The sequence below is a fragment of the Streptomyces sp. NPDC048523 genome, assembly GCF_043199815.1.
In the GTDB taxonomy this organism is placed as follows: domain Bacteria; phylum Actinomycetota; class Actinomycetes; order Streptomycetales; family Streptomycetaceae; genus Streptomyces.
Window position 1 is genome coordinate 339,286 of the sequence record NZ_JBICWQ010000002.1, and the last position, 16,168, is coordinate 355,453.

The 16,168-nt window shown below is 71.4% G+C and carries 14 protein-coding genes and 1 pseudogene; 7 read left to right on the top strand and 8 right to left on the bottom strand.

Annotated elements, in window-relative coordinates; genetic code table 11:
- Position 1: 1 nt before the first annotated feature.
- Positions 2-865, bottom strand: a complete 864-nt coding sequence (locus ACGFWE_RS10505) for an alpha/beta fold hydrolase (protein ID WP_393599283.1) — start codon at positions 863-865, stop codon at positions 2-4.
- Between the two features lie 67 nt (positions 866-932).
- Between ACGFWE_RS10505 and ACGFWE_RS10510 the strand changes: the two genes are divergently transcribed.
- Positions 933-1,382, top strand: coding sequence for a MarR family winged helix-turn-helix transcriptional regulator (locus tag ACGFWE_RS10510; RefSeq protein WP_393599285.1), 450 nt, complete (start codon positions 933-935; stop codon positions 1,380-1,382).
- Positions 1,383-1,604: 222 nt separating this feature from the next.
- Here the strand turns inward: ACGFWE_RS10510 and ACGFWE_RS10515 are convergent, their stop codons facing one another.
- From ACGFWE_RS10515 to glnII, 4 genes and pseudogenes are all read right to left on the bottom strand, one after another.
- Positions 1,605-2,612: an SDR family oxidoreductase gene (locus tag ACGFWE_RS10515; protein WP_393599287.1), complete on the bottom strand. Its 1,008-nt coding sequence runs from the start codon at positions 2,610-2,612 to the stop codon at positions 1,605-1,607.
- A 66-nt stretch (positions 2,613-2,678) separates the two neighbouring features.
- Positions 2,679-3,245 carry a winged helix-turn-helix domain-containing protein gene (locus ACGFWE_RS10520; protein ID WP_352383102.1) on the bottom strand — a complete coding sequence of 189 codons (567 nt, stop codon included), beginning with the start codon at positions 3,243-3,245 and terminating at the stop codon, positions 2,679-2,681.
- Positions 3,246-3,548: 303 nt separating this feature from the next.
- Positions 3,549-4,761: pseudogene (locus ACGFWE_RS10525) on the bottom strand (RNA-guided endonuclease InsQ/TnpB family protein).
- 355 nt (positions 4,762-5,116) lie between these two features.
- Positions 5,117-6,145 (bottom strand): glutamine synthetase, encoded by a 1,029-nt coding sequence (gene glnII, locus ACGFWE_RS10530; protein WP_352383106.1) that lies wholly within the window; start codon positions 6,143-6,145, stop codon positions 5,117-5,119.
- Between the two features lie 257 nt (positions 6,146-6,402).
- On the opposite strand from glnII, the gene ACGFWE_RS10535 reads away from it, so the two are divergent.
- The 3 genes from ACGFWE_RS10535 (at position 6,403) to ACGFWE_RS10545 (ending at position 10,082) form a co-directional block, all read left to right on the top strand.
- Positions 6,403-7,677 carry a sensor histidine kinase gene (locus ACGFWE_RS10535; protein WP_393599289.1) on the top strand — a complete coding sequence of 425 codons (1,275 nt, stop codon included), beginning with the start codon at positions 6,403-6,405 and terminating at the stop codon, positions 7,675-7,677.
- Positions 7,668-8,321 (top strand): response regulator transcription factor, encoded by a 654-nt coding sequence (locus tag ACGFWE_RS10540; RefSeq protein ID WP_352383110.1) that lies wholly within the window; start codon positions 7,668-7,670, stop codon positions 8,319-8,321. The genes ACGFWE_RS10535 and ACGFWE_RS10540 overlap by 10 nt, the downstream gene beginning before the upstream one ends.
- A gap of 183 nt (positions 8,322-8,504) precedes the next feature.
- Complete coding sequence (locus ACGFWE_RS10545) at positions 8,505-10,082, top strand: DUF1996 domain-containing protein (RefSeq protein WP_352383112.1); 1,578 nt, start codon at positions 8,505-8,507, stop codon at positions 10,080-10,082.
- An 87-nt stretch (positions 10,083-10,169) separates the two neighbouring features.
- Here ACGFWE_RS10545 and ACGFWE_RS10550 read toward each other — a convergent pair whose 3' ends face one another.
- Positions 10,170-10,604: a hypothetical protein gene (locus ACGFWE_RS10550; protein ID WP_352383114.1), complete on the bottom strand. Its 435-nt coding sequence runs from the start codon at positions 10,602-10,604 to the stop codon at positions 10,170-10,172.
- Between the two features lie 130 nt (positions 10,605-10,734).
- On the opposite strand from ACGFWE_RS10550, the gene ACGFWE_RS10555 reads away from it, so the two are divergent.
- From ACGFWE_RS10555 to ACGFWE_RS10565, 3 genes are all read left to right on the top strand, one after another.
- On the top strand, positions 10,735-11,244 hold the full coding sequence (locus tag ACGFWE_RS10555; RefSeq protein ID WP_352383115.1) for a tetratricopeptide repeat protein: 510 nt from the start codon (positions 10,735-10,737) through the stop codon (positions 11,242-11,244).
- Positions 11,245-11,442: 198 nt separating this feature from the next.
- Complete coding sequence (locus ACGFWE_RS10560; RefSeq protein ID WP_393599292.1) at positions 11,443-13,368, top strand: hypothetical protein; 1,926 nt, start codon at positions 11,443-11,445, stop codon at positions 13,366-13,368.
- Positions 13,369-13,423: 55 nt separating this feature from the next.
- Entirely contained in the window at positions 13,424-14,140 is a 717-nt protein-coding gene (locus ACGFWE_RS10565; protein ID WP_393599294.1) for a TetR/AcrR family transcriptional regulator, read from the top strand.
- Positions 14,141-14,147: 7 nt separating this feature from the next.
- On the opposite strand, the gene ACGFWE_RS10570 is transcribed toward ACGFWE_RS10565, so the two are convergent.
- A complete protein-coding gene (locus tag ACGFWE_RS10570) occupies positions 14,148-14,501 on the bottom strand; it encodes an isomerase (RefSeq protein WP_352383121.1) in 354 nt (117 codons plus the stop codon).
- A 28-nt stretch (positions 14,502-14,529) separates the two neighbouring features.
- Positions 14,530-16,149, bottom strand: a complete 1,620-nt coding sequence (locus tag ACGFWE_RS10575) for a SpoIIE family protein phosphatase (RefSeq protein WP_393599296.1) — start codon at positions 16,147-16,149, stop codon at positions 14,530-14,532.
- Between the last annotated feature and the right edge of the window lie 19 nt (positions 16,150-16,168).

Genomic DNA, 16,168 nt, shown 5'->3' on the forward strand with positions numbered 1-16,168 from the left:
GCTATTCGGGTCGTTCACCTAGGAACTCGCTGAGGCGGCGGGCCAGTTCGGGAGGTGCGGACTGCGGCAGCGCGTGGTGGGAGACGCCGGGGACGACGTCGATCTCCGCCCGCGGCAGCAGTTCGCCGGCCTGGGCCGTCACCTGGTACGTGTCATGGGTCCTGCTGTTCGCGGCCACGAGCAGCAGGACCGGCGTGTTCAGGGCGCGCAGTGCGTCCAGGGCAGGGCGGGGGCCGGTGACAGGCCGGGCGGCGGGAAAACCGGCGGCGGCCTCCTGGAGGCGGAGCCAGTCGGGGTCCAGGACGCCTCCCCCGGTCTCCCACTCCAGGAAGGCGCGGACACGGGTCGGCGTCGGACGCAGCAGCATCGGCAGGGCGTGCAGCAGATACGCCGCCTTGAACCCGGCGAAGCACTGGGTCGGGTCCAGGAGGAACAGGCGGCGCATCCGGTCGGGGGCGCGCAGGGCGTAGTGCAGGGCGGTCCAGGCGCCGTAGGAGTGCCCGCCGAAGTCGGCCCGCCCGACGCCGAGTCCGCCGAGGAGGGCGTCCAGCCAGGCGGCGAGGTCGGCGACCGTGCGGGGGTGGCGGTCGGCGGCCGGTTCACTGCGGCCCGGGGCACCGATCAGGTCGACGGCGAGGACCCGGCGGGTGCGGGCGAGGTGGGCGGCCTGGGCGTACCAGGACGTGGAGGTCGCTCCCCCGCCGCCCGGCAGCAGGACGAGCGGGGGTGCGTCGGCCGGGCCGCAGGCGTTCACGTACGTCGTGCCGAACGGAGTGGGAACCCGGAGCGCCTCCCGGCCTGCGGGCCACTTCTCCCACACCTTTTCGTATGCGGCCTCGAACGCGTCACCGTCGTATCGGCCCATCGATCCCTCCCCTATTATCTCGTTCAGCGAGATACTCGATGAGCGAGATAATAACGGGAGAGTGTCCATGCCGTCCGAGGGACCCGAGATGGAGCTCGTCCATCTGCTGCGTGCGGTGGCCGTCGAACTCGGCCTGCACAGCGCCCGGTTCGCGCAGCGCAACGCCATGCACCCGACGGACGTGCGCGCCCTGATCGCCCTCATGGACGCCTCCCGCGCGGGCGAGGAGATGACGGTGGGGCGGCTCGGCGCTGAGCTCGGGCTCAACTCGGCCGGGACGACCTCGCTGCTCGACCGGCTGGAGCGGGCCGGTCATGTGCGGCGGGTGCGGGGCCGCGAAGACCGGCGCAAGGTGGTCGTGGAGGTGGACGAACGGGCCGTGGAGCTGGGGCAGGCCTTCTTCGGGCCGCTGATCGGGCGGGCGGTGGAGCTGCTCCGGGGGTACGACGAGGGGGAACGGGTGGCGATCCGGGCGTTCTTGGCGGGGGTGCGCGATGCGGCGGCCGAGGGAACCTGACCTCGCCCGAGGGCGCGGGACGCGGCGACCGACGGGACCCGACCCCGCCCGAGGATGCAGGACGCGGCGACCGACGGGACCCGACCCCGCCCGAGAGTGCGGGACGCGGCGGCCGACGGGACCCGACCCCGCGGAACGCGGCGGCCGACGGGACCCGACCCCGCCCGACGCGCCCGGTGCCGCGCACCTGCGTGCCCCGGCAGGCGAGGCCGAGCGCTCTTCTCAGCCGCGTTCCCCGGCCGCGAGTGCCTTCGCCTCCGTCTCCTCGTCGATACCCACCACCGGCCGGTCCGGGCGCTGCGGCGCCACCCCGCCGATCTCCCGCAGCCAGCGCCAGGTGTCGGCCACCGTCTCGGTGACCGGACGGCAGCGCAGGCCCGCGGCGGCGGCCCGGGAGGTGTCCCCGTCGTGGAGGGTGGTGTGCAGGTCGGTGTCCGGCGGGACCCACACCGGCAGGCCGGTCCAGGGGGCGATGCCCGCGCCGAGGACGACGTCCGGGTCGGTCCAGCGCAGTTCGGCGGGCCCGCCGGTCACGGCCACGCAGGCGTCGAGGAGTTCGCCCATCGTGGTGTGGCCCGGAGGACCGACCAGGTTGTACGGCCCGTTCCGCCCCGCCGTGGAGGCCTCCAGCACCCACTGCGCCAGGTCGCGGACGTCGACGTACTGGAGGGGAAGGTCCCGTGGCCCGGGCGCGAGGACCGGGCCGCCACGGGCGATCCGGTCCAGCCACCACGGGAGCCGGCCGATGTTCTCGTACGGGTCGAGGATCAGGCCGGCGCGTACGAGAAGGGAACGGTCCGCGCCGAAGGCCTCGACGGCGGCCAGTTCACCGCCCCGCTTGTCCCGGGCGTAGTCCGTGTGGTCCGCGTCGGCGAGGGCGCCCTCGACCACCGGGGCCTCCTCGGTGAATCCGGCCGGCTGCGGCCAGGCGTACACCGAGCGGCTCGACACATACGCGTAACGGTCGGCGCGGTCCCGCAGCAGCCGTGCCGTGTCCCGGACCGCGCGGGGCGCCGCCGACCAGGTGTCCACGACCAGGTCCCAGGAGCCCCCTGCGGCGAGGGCCGTGAGACCGTCGGGGGCGGTGCGGTCGCCGTGCAGCGACCGCACCCCGGCCACCGGCGCGTGCCGTCCCCGGTGGAAGACGGTCACGTCCCAGCCGTGCGCCAGGGCCGCCTCGGCGACGGCCCGGCCGACGAACTCCGTACCGCCCAGCAGAAGAAGTCTCATGCCGCTGACTGTGCCCGCCGACGCGGCACGGGGGAACCCTGATCTGCCGTGGGCAGAGGCAGAGGGTCAGCCTTCGGTCGGCGGGGTGTACTTGTAGCCGACCCGCCGCACGGTCTGGATGGCGCCCCGGAAGTCCGCGCCCAGCTTGCGGCGCAGCCGGGCGATGTGGACGTCGACGGTACGGCCGTCGCCCACGTGGCCGTAGCCCCAGACCGTGGTGACCAGCTGGTCACGGGTGTGCACCCGGTGGGGGTGCTGGACGAGGTGGGCGAGAAGCTCGAACTCCAGGTAGGTGAGGTCGAGTTCCCTGCCGTTCACCTCGGCGGTGCGCTGCACGGTGTCGATCCGCACGAGGGGGACCTCGGCGCCGGCGGCAGCGTCCGTGATCGCCGGTTCCTGCGGGAAGGGCGGGTGCTGGTCGGCCGGGACGAGCACCAGGTAGCCGATCATCGGGGGCTGGCCCGGCAGGGTGGGCAGGGTGTGCTGGGGAGCGGGCAGCCAGGTGGCGCCCGGGGGGAGGAACTCCGCCACGTTCAGGACCTCGTCCGGGCCGACGGCTCGCAGTCGATGCCGTGCGCCGTTCTCGGACGGGGCGGGAAGGGTGGCGGTGGAGAGAGAACGAGTGGTCGCCATGAGGTCAGCTCTTTCGCGCGAGAGGGTCGTCGAGGGACGTACGCTGCGCGCTGGCCGAAGGCCGGGGTACGGCTTTAGAGGGCCGGCGCGTTCGTCGCGCGGCAACACACCCGGTCGAAGTCATGGTGCTGACGGGAAGGCCAGAAGGGCTCGAGGTCATGGCGACCCGTCGCGCTGCACTTCCGGTAGCTGGCCATGAGCTCATTGAAGCAGACGTCGGCCGACAACAGGAGCCTCCTCTCACTGCTCGGACAATTCCTTGGCTTGATTCCTCCCCTCCCTGAAGGGAAGGGGATTCCTGGCTCAGGCCGCCTCCTGGAGCAGCGCTCCAGGAGGTCTTGCGCCGTCAGCGCCAGCCGGGTTGAGACCAGCCCGGACGAGCATCACGCGGGCGGAGTTCTTGTCCCGTGGGGAGACAGTTCCGCACACGGTGCAGGTGTAGGTGCGCTCACCCAGCGGCAGGCGATGCTTGGCTCTCGCATCGCAGTGCGCGCAGTCCATCGTGGTGTACGCGGGGTGGACAAGGCGGATGTCCCGCCCGTGTTTGCGGCCCATCTCGATCAGAGCGGCCTTGGTGGCGCCGATGGCGGCGTCAGCGGCCTTGCGGGCCATGGTGATCCGGGCGAGGAACTTCGGGCGGAAATCCTCGACCGCGATGGCGTCGTGGTCGCGGACCACCTTCTTGGCCCACTTGCGGCCGGTGTCCTCGCGCTGCCTTCTTGTACGCCTTCGCCCGCAGTTTCTTCGCCTCGCGGTAGCCCTTCGATGCCGGTTGTCCCTTCTTCGGCCTGCGGCGGGCCATCATCCGGTCGTACCGGACCAGCTGCGCCTTCGCCTTCCTGCCGTGCCCGGCGTGCGGCAGATCGTGCACGTCGGACGTGGTGGTCGCGGTCTCCTTCACACCCCAGTCGACACCGAGTACGCGACCGGTCCTGGGCAGGGGCTCGACATGGGCGGGGACGACGAACGAGGCGTACCAGTGCCCGAGGCAGTCCTGGTACACGCGCACCGAGGACGGCTGGGCCGGCAGTTCCCGCGACCACACCACCGCCACGACGATGCCGCCCGCCAGATGTAGCCGACCGCCCTTCAACCGGAACCCGCGCTGGGTGTAGTTGAGGGTCGGCAGTGCCTCGCGTTTGGATTTCCACTTCGGCATCCCGGCCCGGCGCGCCATGGGCAGACGCTCGCGGATGTCCTTGTGTGCCTTGGCGCGGGAGCAGCCGAAGTCACGGATGACCTGCTGCTGGCAAACCGACGAGCCCTCACGCAGCCAGGGCGTACGGGCGCGGGCCTCGGTCAGCATCCGGTCGAGCTGAGCCGGACCGCACGTGGCCTTCTCGCCGGTGGCCTTGTTGTGCAGGTGCACGGCCTTGGACTTGGCGACGCATTCGTTCCACACCCAGCGGCACCGGTCCCACTCCGCACCCAGGGCGGTACAGGCAGCGGCCGACAAGCGCAGCCGGTAGGTGTAGCGGGCATGCCCGGCCTCCGCAACCGCCGTCACCTGCTCCATCTCGCCCCCTCATGGTCTCCGGCCAGAACACTGGGCCGTCCCGAACCCTCCGCAGGACCGTGCGTACGACAGCCGCACAAACGCACCCGGATCCCACAGCCACCACCCCGACCAGCGATCACCGGCACACGCGTTCGCATCGTCTTGGCGACACCGGCAGCGGCACGGGCGCTCCGCGCCCCGACCCCGACGCGGCGACACTCCGCGTCGCGACCACCGGATGCGATTCTTCCCCGGCGTGAACGCCGGGCCTCCTCACAGGAAGCAGGTGAAATCGGCGTGGCATCCGTACGGCGCGACGCGCCGAGGGGCGCCCACCGTGGCCGGTGGACGCCCCTCGGGGAACAGCGGGGGGTCAGACCTGGCCGGCCTTCTCCAGCGCGGAGCAGCAGGTGTCGACGATCAGCCGCGTCACGACGTACGGGTCGACGTTGGCGTTCGGACGGCGGTCCTCGATGTAACCCTTGCCGTCCTTCTCGACCTGCCACGGGATACGGACCGAGGCGCCGCGGTTGGAGACGCCGTAGGAGTACTCGTTCCACGGGGCGGTCTCGTGCAGGCCGGTCAGGCGGTCGTCGATGCCGGCGCCGTAGTTCTTGACGTGGTCGAGCGGCTTGGAGCCCTCACCGAGCGACTCGGCGGCGGTGATGATCGCCTCGTAGGTCTCGCGCATCGCCTTGGTGGAGAAGTTGGTGTGCGCGCCCGCGCCGTTCCAGTCGCCCTTCACCGGCTTCGGGTCCAGGGTCGCGGCGACACCGAAGTCCTCGGCGGTGCGGTAGAGCAGCCAGCGGGCCACCCACAGGTGGTCGGAGACCTCCAGCGGGGAGACCGGGCCGACCTGGAACTCCCACTGGCCGGGCATGACCTCGGCGTTGATGCCGGAGATGGCGAGACCGGCCTTGAGGCAGTTCTCCAGGTGCGCCTCGACGATGTCACGGCCGAAGATCTCGTCGGCGCCGACACCGCAGTAGTAGCCGCCCTGCGGGGCCGGGAAGCCGCCCTTGGGGAAGCCGAGGGGGTAGCCGTCCTTGAAGAACGTGTACTCCTGCTCGATGCCGAAGATCGGCTCCTGGGCGGCGAACTTCTCGGCGACCTCGGTGAGCGCGGCACGGGTGTTGGACTCGTGCGGCGTCATGTCGATGTTGAGGACCTCGCACAGGACGAGGATGTCGTCGCCGCCGCGGATCGGGTCGGGGCAGGAGAAGACCGGCTTGAGGACACGGTCCGAGGAGTGGCCCTCGGCCTGGTTCGTGGAGGACCCGTCGAAGCCCCAGATCCCCAGCTCGGCGCCCTTGGCGTCGTCCGAGAGGATCTTGGTCTTGGAGCGGAGCTTCGCCGTCGGCTGGGTGCCGTCGATCCAGATGTACTCAGCCTTGAAGGTCACGGGCCACTTCCTTCGGGGGATGTGTCTACGCACTGCGGGTGCTGCGGCGCTGCGGCACTGAAACGCCGCCACTTGGTGCCCGCGAGCCTGTCAACAGGCGATTTCCCGGTCATTGCTCGAATGTGAACCCCGTGTTACCGGGTGGTGCTGTGGCGCGATTCACGGTGTGAGCGCGGCAGAGGGTGTATCTGGCACCACCGACCGACCGGGCGGCCAGGCCCAGTGACCCGCGTCGCCGCCTCGGCGAGACTGACCGTATGACCATGCAGAGGGGGAACGGCAGCTGGGGTACGAGGGTGCGGGCCATCGGTCTCGCGGCCGCACGGGGGTTCGCGCTGGCGCTGGTGACGCTGCCGGGAGCGCTGCTCGGTTTCACGCTGGCCCTGGTGTCGATCGCGCTGGTGCCGGTCGGGATCGGCCTGTTCACGACCCCCTGGGTGCTCACCGGGGTACGGGCCTTCGCGGACTGGCGGCGGGTCCTGGCCGCCGAGTGGAGCGGGGTGCGGATCCCGTCGGCGTACCGGCCGGCACCGAAGGACGCCAAGCCCTGGACCCGCACCTACCAGATGCTGCTCGACCCGGCGGTCCGGCGGGACCTGCGGTGGCTGCTGGTGGACATGACGGCGGGGTTCGTGACCGCGCTGCTGTCCGCGGTGCTCGTCTTCTACCCGCTGGAGGGGCTCGCGGTCGCGGCCGGGCTGTGGCGGCCGCTCGCGGAGCTGGGCGGCGGCTACTGGTACGGCTTCGTGCATGTCACCGACCAGGCCTCCGCGCTCGCCGCCGGCGCCCTGGGCATCGCCCTGCTGTTCCTCGCCCCGCTCGCCCCGCGTCTGCTGACCGCCCACTTCCGGCTCACCCGGGCCGTACTCGGCGCAGGACAGGGCGAGTTGGCCGAGCGAGTCCGGGTCCTGACCGAGACCCGGCGGGACGCCGTGGACACCTCCGCGGCCGAACTGCGGCGCATCGAGCGGGACCTGCACGACGGGGCGCAGGCCCGCCTGGTCGCCATGGGCATGGATCTCGGCACCATCGAGATGCTCCTCGACAAGGACCCCGCACAGGCGAAGCGGCTCCTCGCACAGGCCCGTCAGTCCTCGGCGGACGCGCTCACCGAACTGCGTGACCTGGTGCGCGGTATCCATCCGCCGGTGCTGGCGGAGCGCGGACTGGGCGACGCCGTACGGGCGTTGGCGCTGCGGCTGCCGGTCCCGACGGAGGTGACCGTGGAGCTCGAAGGCCGGCCGGACGCGCCCGTGGAGTCGGCCGCCTACTTCGCGGTCAGCGAGGTCCTCACGAACGCGGTCAAGCACTCGGGTGCCGACCGGATCTGGATCGACCTGCATCACGTGAAAGAAGGAGCGGGGATGCTGCGGATCAGCGTCACCGACAACGGCCAAGGCGGCGCGCTCATCACGGCTGGTTCGGGACTGGCCGGGGTCGAGCGGTGGCTCGGTACATTCGACGGCGTCCTGGCCGTCAGCTCACCCGCGGGCGGTCCCACCATGGTGACCATGGAGATCCCTTGCGCGTAGTCCTGGCCGAAGACCTGTTCCTGCTGCGCGACGGCCTCGTACGGCTCCTGGAGGCACATGGCTTCGAGATCGCCGCGGCCGTCGAGAGCGGGCCCGAGCTGGCCCGCGCGCTGGCCGAGCTGGAACCGGACGTCGCCGTGGTCGACGTACGGCTGCCGCCGACGCACACCGACGAGGGCCTGCAGTGCGCGCTGAACGCCCGGCGGGACCGACCCGGCCTGCCGGTGCTGGTGCTCTCCCAGCACGTGGAGCAGCTGTACGCGCGCGAGCTGCTCGCCGACGGCACCGGCGCGGTGGGCTATCTACTCAAGGACCGGGTGTTCGACGCGGAGCAGTTCGTGGACGCAGTACGGCGGGTCGCGGCGGGCGGGACGGCGATGGACCCGCAGGTGATCCAGCAGCTGCTGACCCGGCGGGCCGCCGACGACCAGCCGCTCGCCCGGATCACGCCCCGGGAGCGGGAGGTGCTCGAGCTGATGGCGCAGGGGCGGTCGAACGCGGCGATCGCCGGCAAGCTCGTCGTCACGGAACGGGCGATCGCCAAGCACACCGCCAACATCTTCGCCAAACTGGGCCTTGAGGTGTCGGACGACGACAATCGCCGCGTTCTGGCGGTGCTGGCGTATCTGGACCGGGGCCGGTGAGCAGACCTTCATTCTCTGTAACTCCTGCTGCTCAGGGGCCTGTTGTCCCCCCGAGGCCCGGCAAACCTCTGATTTGTTTGTGGGACTGGTGAACACCCTTGGGACGCCATGCGTATGGGAGGGCGCCGCTTCACTCCTGTCGGGCGCCTCGATAGCCCCGAAAAAGGAAGTCAGAGGAGTTCCATGGGACGCAATGCACGTAAACGCCGCTCGTCGATGACCACGAAGGTCATAGCCGCGTCGGCGGCCCTAACGCTCGGTGGGGGCGGGCTGATCTGGGCGAACTTCTACGCTTCGGCGCACGAGTCGAACAACAACGGCTGGTCGCAGAACCAGACCAAGGCCGCCGCCGCGCAGGTCGCGACCATCTCGTGCCCCGACGTCGGTCAGAAGCTGACGAATGTGCCTCAGAACGCGCGTCAGGGGGTGGCCACGGAGCTGGCCAACCTGGACAAGCAGATCACCGAGGCCTACGCCAGGCTCGCCTCGACGCGACAGGCCCAGGCAGGTGACTCGGGCTTCGTCCAGAACGCCATCGTCGGTCCCCTGAAGGAGAAGCGGGCGGCCACGATCGACCGGATCCGCATCGACATCCAGCGGGTCGGGGGTCAGTTCAACACTTCGCTCAGCCAGTTGGCCGCCTGCACGACGCAGGCGGCGCAGACGAACGCCGGCGGCCAGCAGCAGAACGGCGGTCAGCAGCAGAACGGTGGCCAGCAGAACAACGGCGGCCAGCAGCAGAATGGCGGCCAGCAGAACAACGGTGGCCAGCAGAACGGTGGTCAGCAGAACGGCGGCCAGCAGCAGGGCAACGGCGGACAGGGCGGCAACGGCCCGGTCGCGGCCGACTTCGTGGACATCACCAAGGTCCAGGGCAATGCCCAGCTCGGTGTGGGCCAGAACGGCCTCGCGGCCAACGGCAACTCGGGTTCGCGCGGCACCTTCACCAGCAAGTGCGGGACCAACGCGAACAAGAACCACAACACCGACAACGTGATCGTCGCTCCCGGTGTCGCCAACGGCGCCCACCACCTGCACGACTACGTCGGCAACCAGAGCAACGACGCCTTCGCGAGCGACCAGGAGCTGGCGGCTGCCCAGTCCACCTGCCAGAACCAGGGCGACAAGTCCTCGTACTTCTGGCCGGTGCTGCGTCTGCAGAACGGCACGCAGGACTTCGACCAGAACGCGGACGGCGGTGGCAAGGAAGGCAACGTCGGCAAGATCCTGCAGGCCTCCCAGGCGCAGATCAAGTTCGTCGGCAACAAGAAGGGCAACGTCGTCGCGATGCCGACCGCCCTGCGCATCATCACCGGTGACGCGAAGGCCTTCGTTAACGGCAACGCCAACGCCAACGTGAACTGGAGCTGCACCGGCTTCGAGAACAAGGTGCAGCTGAAGGACAAGTACCCGATCTGCCCGCAGGGCAGCCAGGTGGTGCGCACGACCAACTTCCAGAGCTGCTGGGACGGTCAGAACATCGACAGCGCCAACCACCGCACCCACGTGGCGTTCGTCCAGGCCGACGGCAGCTGCGCCAACGGCTTCAAGGCGATCCCGCAGCTCCAGGTCCGGCTCGTCTACAACGTCCCGGCCCCGAAGCTGCAGAACGGCACGGTCGTCAACCCCTACGCGGTGGACACCTTCCCGGAGAACCTGCACAAGCCGATCACCGACCACAACGACTTCATCAACTTCTTCTCGCAGAACACGATGAACAAGATGGTCAACTGCATCAACACCGGCAAGAACTGCCAGTGACTCACTGAGAAAGCCGGCGGTGAGAATCTCTCACCGCCGGCTTTCGCGTGTCCGGGTCCCCAGTGCGCCGTGCTCAGTGCGCCGTGCTCAGTGCGCCGAGTGCGTGGCCCCCATTTTCGAGTGGTCCGTGCCCTCCTCGATGTCCCCGCCGAGCGTCTTGCGCAGCCCCGTCACCGTCTTGGTGGTGTCCCCGACGGCGACCCATTTGCGGCCGACCAGGAAGTGACCGCCGTAGTCCTTGGCCCCGTTGATCCACTCGCGCTGGCCGCGGTCGGTGGCGAAGGTGGCGAGGATGAACTTGCCGTCGGCGTCCTTGGACTTCTTGCACACCGCCTGGCGCAGTTCGTCGGCGTCGATCTGGATGTTGGGCGTGCACTTCACCTCGGCGGCCAGGTGCTCCAGGCTGCCGGTGGCCGCCGGCGGTACCGCGGCGGCCGTCGCGTCACCGCCGGATCCGCAGCCCGCCAGCGCCAGCACCGCGGCCGCGCCGGTCAGCGCGAGCATCGGTCGGGTCAACCTCATCTGTTCCTCCGGTCACGGGGTCACGTCGGACGGGCCCCGGCGGGGGTCCGTCTCCTCCCCATACGGCTGTGGAGCGCGGGACGCTCAAATCCTGGTGTCATCAGGGGTACGGCTGTGCGAAAGTGTGCCGGTGAACGACGACTGGGAGAAGCGGGTCGACGCCGCCTGGGCGACCTTCGACGAGTATCCGCAGGAGCGGGCGGCCGAGTTCCGGGCCCTGATCGACGCGCTCGTGGCCGAGCTGCCGGACGGCGGTCCGCTCGGTCTCTTCGAGCGGGCCTGCGCCTGGGACTCCACGGGGCACTCCGACAAGGCGGCCCCGCTGTACCGGGAGGCACTCGCGAAGGGACTCAGCGAGGAGAGCGGCTACAAGGGCCGCCGCGCCAAGATCCAGCTGTCCAGTTCGCTCAGGAACATCGGACAGGCGGCGGCGGGCGTCGAGCTGCTCACGCCCGAACTGGACGCCCCCTCCGACGAGTTGGACGACGCCGTCCGCGCCACGCTCGCCCTGTGCCTGTCCAGCCTCGGCCGCGACCGCGAGGGGCTCTCACTGGTCCTGGGCGCGCTCGCCCCCCATCTGCCGCGCTACCAGCGGTCGATGGCCAACTACGCGCGCGCCCTGGTCGACCCGGCAGACTGAATTCGCCCGAGCGGCGATGATCTCGTGCCGCGATGCGGCCGCAGAGCCGCGGAGACCATCGCCACGCAGGTCACGCGGGGTTCCCGTGCATGCTCCGCGTCCCACCGGTCACCGGGACCGGACGCCCCCGCTCCCGCACCACCCCGCGGGACGCGACGGCGGCGGTGACCAACCGCCGATTCGCTCGTTCTGCTGAACGTGCAGTCACAGGATGTCGCCCCGCGCCCCGCACCCGCTTCCGGCTCCACCGCCGACCCCGTCGTCGATGTGGCGCAGGCCGAGGCCGCGCTCGTCGAGCACTACCCCCGGCTGGTCCGGCTCGCCTATCTGGTACTTCCGCCGGGCCTGGGCCGGGGCCGCCGGGTCCTGACCGCGCACGCCCTCACCCAGCGTGCCCTGCCGCGGGGCCGGAAGGCGATGCCGGTGATCCCGGCCCAGTCGGCCGGCCGCGAGGGTGACTGCGGCTACGCCTTCGTCCGCCTCCAGGTGGTGCGTACGGCACTGGAGGCGGGCCTGCCGCTCAGGCGCAGGGCGTGGCCCAAGCGCTCCCAGCTCCCGCCGCTGCTCCCCCAGGTGTGGGGGCTCAGGCTCTTCCCGCGCTCCGGCGGCGCCGACGAACTCGCCCTGGACCAGCGCCTGTCGGCCATGTCAGGACCGGCCCGTGCCGCCTGTGTGCTGCGCGGCCTGGAGAAGCTCCCCGACGGCGACGTGCGCGAGCTGCTGACGGCGGCGGGCGTGGCCGACGTGGACGCGGCGCTCGACGAGGCCGCCGGTACCGAGGGCGCGTACGCCCTCCTCGACTCCCCCGAGTTCGACCCCTGTTCGCTCCAGGCCCGCCCCACCGACCTGATGCGGCGCAGGCAGCACATGAAGGCGGCGCTCGCCGCCGCCGCGGCCGTCGCCGTGTGCGGGGCACTGCTCGGCATGCCCGGCGACGGCTGGGGTCCCGACGGCGCCGCCGCGCCCCCCTACGCGCGAAACCCCGCCGCCCAGGCCGCCCTGAACCCCGCCCTGCTGCTCAAGGTCCCGGCCGCCGCGTGGGAGTCCTCGGCGCGCACCGACTTCTCCGTGTGGCCCGCGCGCGGCGACCTCACCGGTGACGAGGCCCTACTGCGCCGCGCCCTCGCCGTCTGGGCCCGCCCCGGCGAGAGCGTCCAGGTCTCCGCGACCCCCGGCACCCCCTCGGGCGGCCCCGCCGGCCCGCCGCAGCTGCTGTACGCCGGGACCGTCGACAACGCGCACGTGGTGCTCCTCCACGACGGTCTGCGCATCGTCCGCTACGCCGAGCCGCGCGACGGCACCCAGGGCGCCGCCCTCGACTTCGCCCGGGTCGACGGCGCGGACCGGGCCGGGGCGAGCGCGGTCGTGCTGGGCCGGGCCGACGGCAACATCCGCTATCTGACGGCCCCTTGGGTGACGAGGGCCGCCGAGCGGGACCTGCTGAAGCCGGGCGCCGGTGCCATGGACCTCACGCTGACCGGCGGCACGACCGCGCCGATGGCGGGCCCCGCGCAGAGCGGCGCCTGCACCTCCTGGAACGTGCTCCAGCTGACGGACGCCTCCGGCACCCGGCTGCTGACCGACCTCGGCGAGCTGGTCCCGGCCCGTCTCACCACCGGCCGCCCCGGGTCCGTGAAGGACGCGTCGGGAGCGGGGGCGCTGCGCGCCTGGGCGCCGTACGCCTGCTCGCTGGGGGCGATGCGCTCCTCGGGCGTGCGCGCGGTGAACGCCTGGGCGTACGCGTCGCAGCCGCTGCCCGAGGCGGGCGGTTCGGCCGACTGGGTGTGCACCCGGGCCGAGACCTGGCAGGGCGGCGGGGAGCGGGTGCTGGCCCAGTTCCACACGCCGGGCTCGACGTACGGGGCGGTCGCGGCGAAGGCCGAGAACGTGCCGGCGTGCGGGGCGAAGGATCCGCAGGTGCTGGCCGGGGTGCTGTGGAAGTCGGGGTCCGGCTCCTGGTACCTGCTGGCGGCGGGGAGCCGGGGGACGTCGTCGATCAGCGCGACGGGCGGGGTGCAGGGGTCCGCCCCGGGCAATCTGCTGGCCGTCAAGGCGAATCAGGGGGCTCAGGCCGAGCTGAAGGGGACCCTGGACGACGGGCGGGCGGTCAGCGGGCTCCGCTGACACCACCGACCGGATCGGCCCGTTCCAGGCCGGATTCGATCGGTAAGGTGTTCGTATGACAACCGGGGTCCGTCGAAGAATGGGAGTCGAGGAACGGCGTCAGCAGTTGATCGGCGTCGCCCTCGAACTGTTCGCCCGCCGCTCGCCCGAAGAGGTCTCCATCGACGAGATAGCGTCGGCGGCGGGTATCTCCCGGCCACTGGTCTACCACTACTTCCCCGGCAAACTCAGCCTGTACGAGGCCGCGTTGAAGCGGGCGGCACAGGATCTGGCGAGCCGGTTCGAGGAACCGCACACGGGGTCGCTGGGCGGCCGGCTGCTGCGGGTGATGCGCCGCTTCTTCGACTTCGTGGACGAACACGGGCCGGGTTTCTCGGCGTTGATGCGGGGCGGGCCCGCCGTGTCCGTGGGCGGAGCCCACTCAATGAGCCACGTCTCGACGACGAACGCGCTCATCGACTCCGTACGCCAGGTCGCCTACGAGCAGATTCTGTCGCATCTGCGGGTGACGGACCCGCCCGCACGACTGGAACTGCTCATCCGCTCCTGGATCTCGCTCGTCGAGTCGACGGCCCTGATCTGGCTGGACGGCCGCCGCATCCCGCGCGCCGAGCTGGAGCGGCAGCTCGTCCACGACTTCGCCGCGCTGGCCGCGGTGAGCGCGGCCTACGACGAGGAGATGACCGCGCTGCTGCGCCGCATGCTCAAGGACGAGCCGAACGACGGCCCCTTCACCGACCTCGCCGCCCGGCTGGTCGCGCTGGCCTCGTAGACAGGGCCTAGAGCACGGCCTTGGTGTAGGAGGCGTCCAGGTCGCGCACCTCGGCGGAGAGGTGCACGGTGAGGCCCTCGGCGGGGCCGACGTGCTTGCGCAGCAGTTCCACGACGGCCTCGGTGAGCTTCGCCTTGGTCTCCTCGGACCGTCCGGCCAGCAGGGCGAGCGTGACGTTCACGATCGCGTGGTTCCTGATCTCGCCGCCGACCGCCTCGTCCTCGGTGCGCAGGACCCGGGTCTTGCACGCCTCGAGCTTCGCGGCCGCCGTCTCGACGACGACCGGGTGCAGCGCCAGGGCGAACTCCTCCCAGTCGACATGGTCGAGATACGGGGAGTGTTCGACGGTGATCTGCGGCATGAGGGCTCCTGTTCTACGACGGCACAGGTCACCCTAGCCGCAGCGCCAGCATGGCGATGTCGTCCTCCCGGTCGTGGCCGAAGGTGTCCAGGAGGGTGTCGCACAGCGCGTCCAGTCCTGGCAGGGCGCCCGAGGAGGCCGCGCGCAGGTGTTCCAGGGAGGCCGAGAGGTCGGTGCCCCGGGTCTCGATGAGGCCGTCGGTGACCATGAGGAGCCGGTCGGTGGGTTCGAGGAACAGCTCGGTGGTCGGCGGATGGGGCAGTCCGACCCCGAGCAGCGGGCCGGCCGCCTCGGCGTAGTCGGCGGTGCCGTTGTCGCGGACGATCAGCGGCGGGATGTGACCGGCGTTGGCGATCCGGGTGCGCCCGGTGTCCGGATCGATCAGGGCCAGGCAGACGGTGGCCGTGGTGTCGGGGTGGTAGCGCCGCAGCGTCCGGTCGAGGCGCTCGGCGAGCACGGCCGGATCGCTCTCGTCGACGGCGTAGGCGCGCAGCGCGTGCCGGAGTTCGACCATGACGGTCGCCGCGTCCAGCGAGTGCCCGACGACATCGCCGACCGCGGTCAGCACGCCCTCGTCCACGCGGAGCGCGGCGTAGAAGTCGCCGCCGATCTCGGTCTGCCGGGAGGCGGGGACGTACCGGACCACGACGTCGATGCCCGGCAGCTCGGGCAGCCGGTGCGGCTGGGGCAGGAAACTGTGCTGGAGGGTGAGGGCGACATGCCGCTCGACCTTGTACATGAGCAGCGGCTCGGCGGCCAGCGCGGTGGCCTGGGCCAGCTGGGCCAGCAGGGCCTCGCCCTCCAGGCCCACCCTGCGCATCCCGCGCGCGGGCGCGGCCAGGCACACCGGGGCCCGGCCGTCCTGGGTGACGACGAGCGCGAGGCGGGCGTCCTGCTCGACACCGGGCCGGAAGAACCCGCTGGGCCACAGCGGCGCGGGCACGGTGGTCAGCTGTACTCCGGCCTGCCCGCGGGTGAGCCGGCGCAGCAGTCCGGCGACGGCCTGGTCGGCAGCCTCGTCGGGCAGCGCGACGGGGATGCGGTCGCGGGACAGACCGCGGTAGAGCTGGTCGTCCTGGTCGAGGACGAAGACCGCGGCGGGGGTGCCGGTGAGCCGCGAGACACCCTCGGCGGCCGCGTCGGACAGTTCTTGGAGGGTGCGTGCCGACTGGATGGTGACGATCGTCTCGGAGAGCAGGGTGAGCCGTCGTACGAGCGCCTGGTCACCGGCCCGCAGTTGCGCGTTGCGTACGGCGGCCCGGACCACCGCCTCGATCTCCAGGGGCTCGGCGGGCACCCGCAGGTAGGCCTCGACGCCCGCGTCCAGGCCCTGGCAGAAGTCGGCGGGGGGCGAGGCCGCGGCGGAGAAGTGCACGACGGGCATCCCGGCCGTGTGCGGGCGCTCCTTGAACAGCCGGCACAGGTCGAAGCCGCTCATGTCGGGCAGCCCGACGTCGACGAGCGCCACGTCCGGCAGGGTGCCCTTGAGCAGCCGTGCGTCGAGTTCGGCGAGGGCCTCGCCGCCGGTGGCGACCGGTACGACCCGGTGCCCGGCGCGGCTCAGCACGGTGCCCACGGCGTACCGGCTGGCTTCCACGTCGTCCACGACCAGCACGGTCGTGCCTGTCAGCTTGCTTTTTACGTCCATCTGTCACCCCTCGGGCAAC

Excerpts from the sequence above, each read along its gene's own strand:
- ACGFWE_RS10505 (WP_393599283.1), bottom strand. The coding sequence starts at position 865 with ATGGGCCGATACGACGGTGACGCGTTCGAGGCCGCATACGAAAAGGTG.
- ACGFWE_RS10510 (WP_393599285.1), top strand. The coding sequence starts at position 933 with ATGCCGTCCGAGGGACCCGAGATGGAGCTCGTCCATCTGCTGCGTGCG.
- ACGFWE_RS10515 (WP_393599287.1), bottom strand. The coding sequence starts at position 2,612 with ATGAGACTTCTTCTGCTGGGCGGTACGGAGTTCGTCGGCCGGGCCGTC.
- ACGFWE_RS10520 (WP_352383102.1), bottom strand. The coding sequence starts at position 3,245 with ATGGCGACCACTCGTTCTCTCTCCACCGCCACCCTTCCCGCCCCGTCC.
- ACGFWE_RS10535 (WP_393599289.1), top strand. The coding sequence starts at position 6,403 with ATGACCATGCAGAGGGGGAACGGCAGCTGGGGTACGAGGGTGCGGGCC.
- ACGFWE_RS10545 (WP_352383112.1), top strand. The coding sequence starts at position 8,505 with ATGGGACGCAATGCACGTAAACGCCGCTCGTCGATGACCACGAAGGTC.
- ACGFWE_RS10550 (WP_352383114.1), bottom strand. The coding sequence starts at position 10,604 with ATGAGGTTGACCCGACCGATGCTCGCGCTGACCGGCGCGGCCGCGGTG.
- ACGFWE_RS10565 (WP_393599294.1), top strand. The coding sequence starts at position 13,424 with ATGACAACCGGGGTCCGTCGAAGAATGGGAGTCGAGGAACGGCGTCAG.
- ACGFWE_RS10570 (WP_352383121.1), bottom strand. The coding sequence starts at position 14,501 with ATGCCGCAGATCACCGTCGAACACTCCCCGTATCTCGACCATGTCGAC.
- ACGFWE_RS10575 (WP_393599296.1), bottom strand. The coding sequence starts at position 16,149 with ATGGACGTAAAAAGCAAGCTGACAGGCACGACCGTGCTGGTCGTGGAC.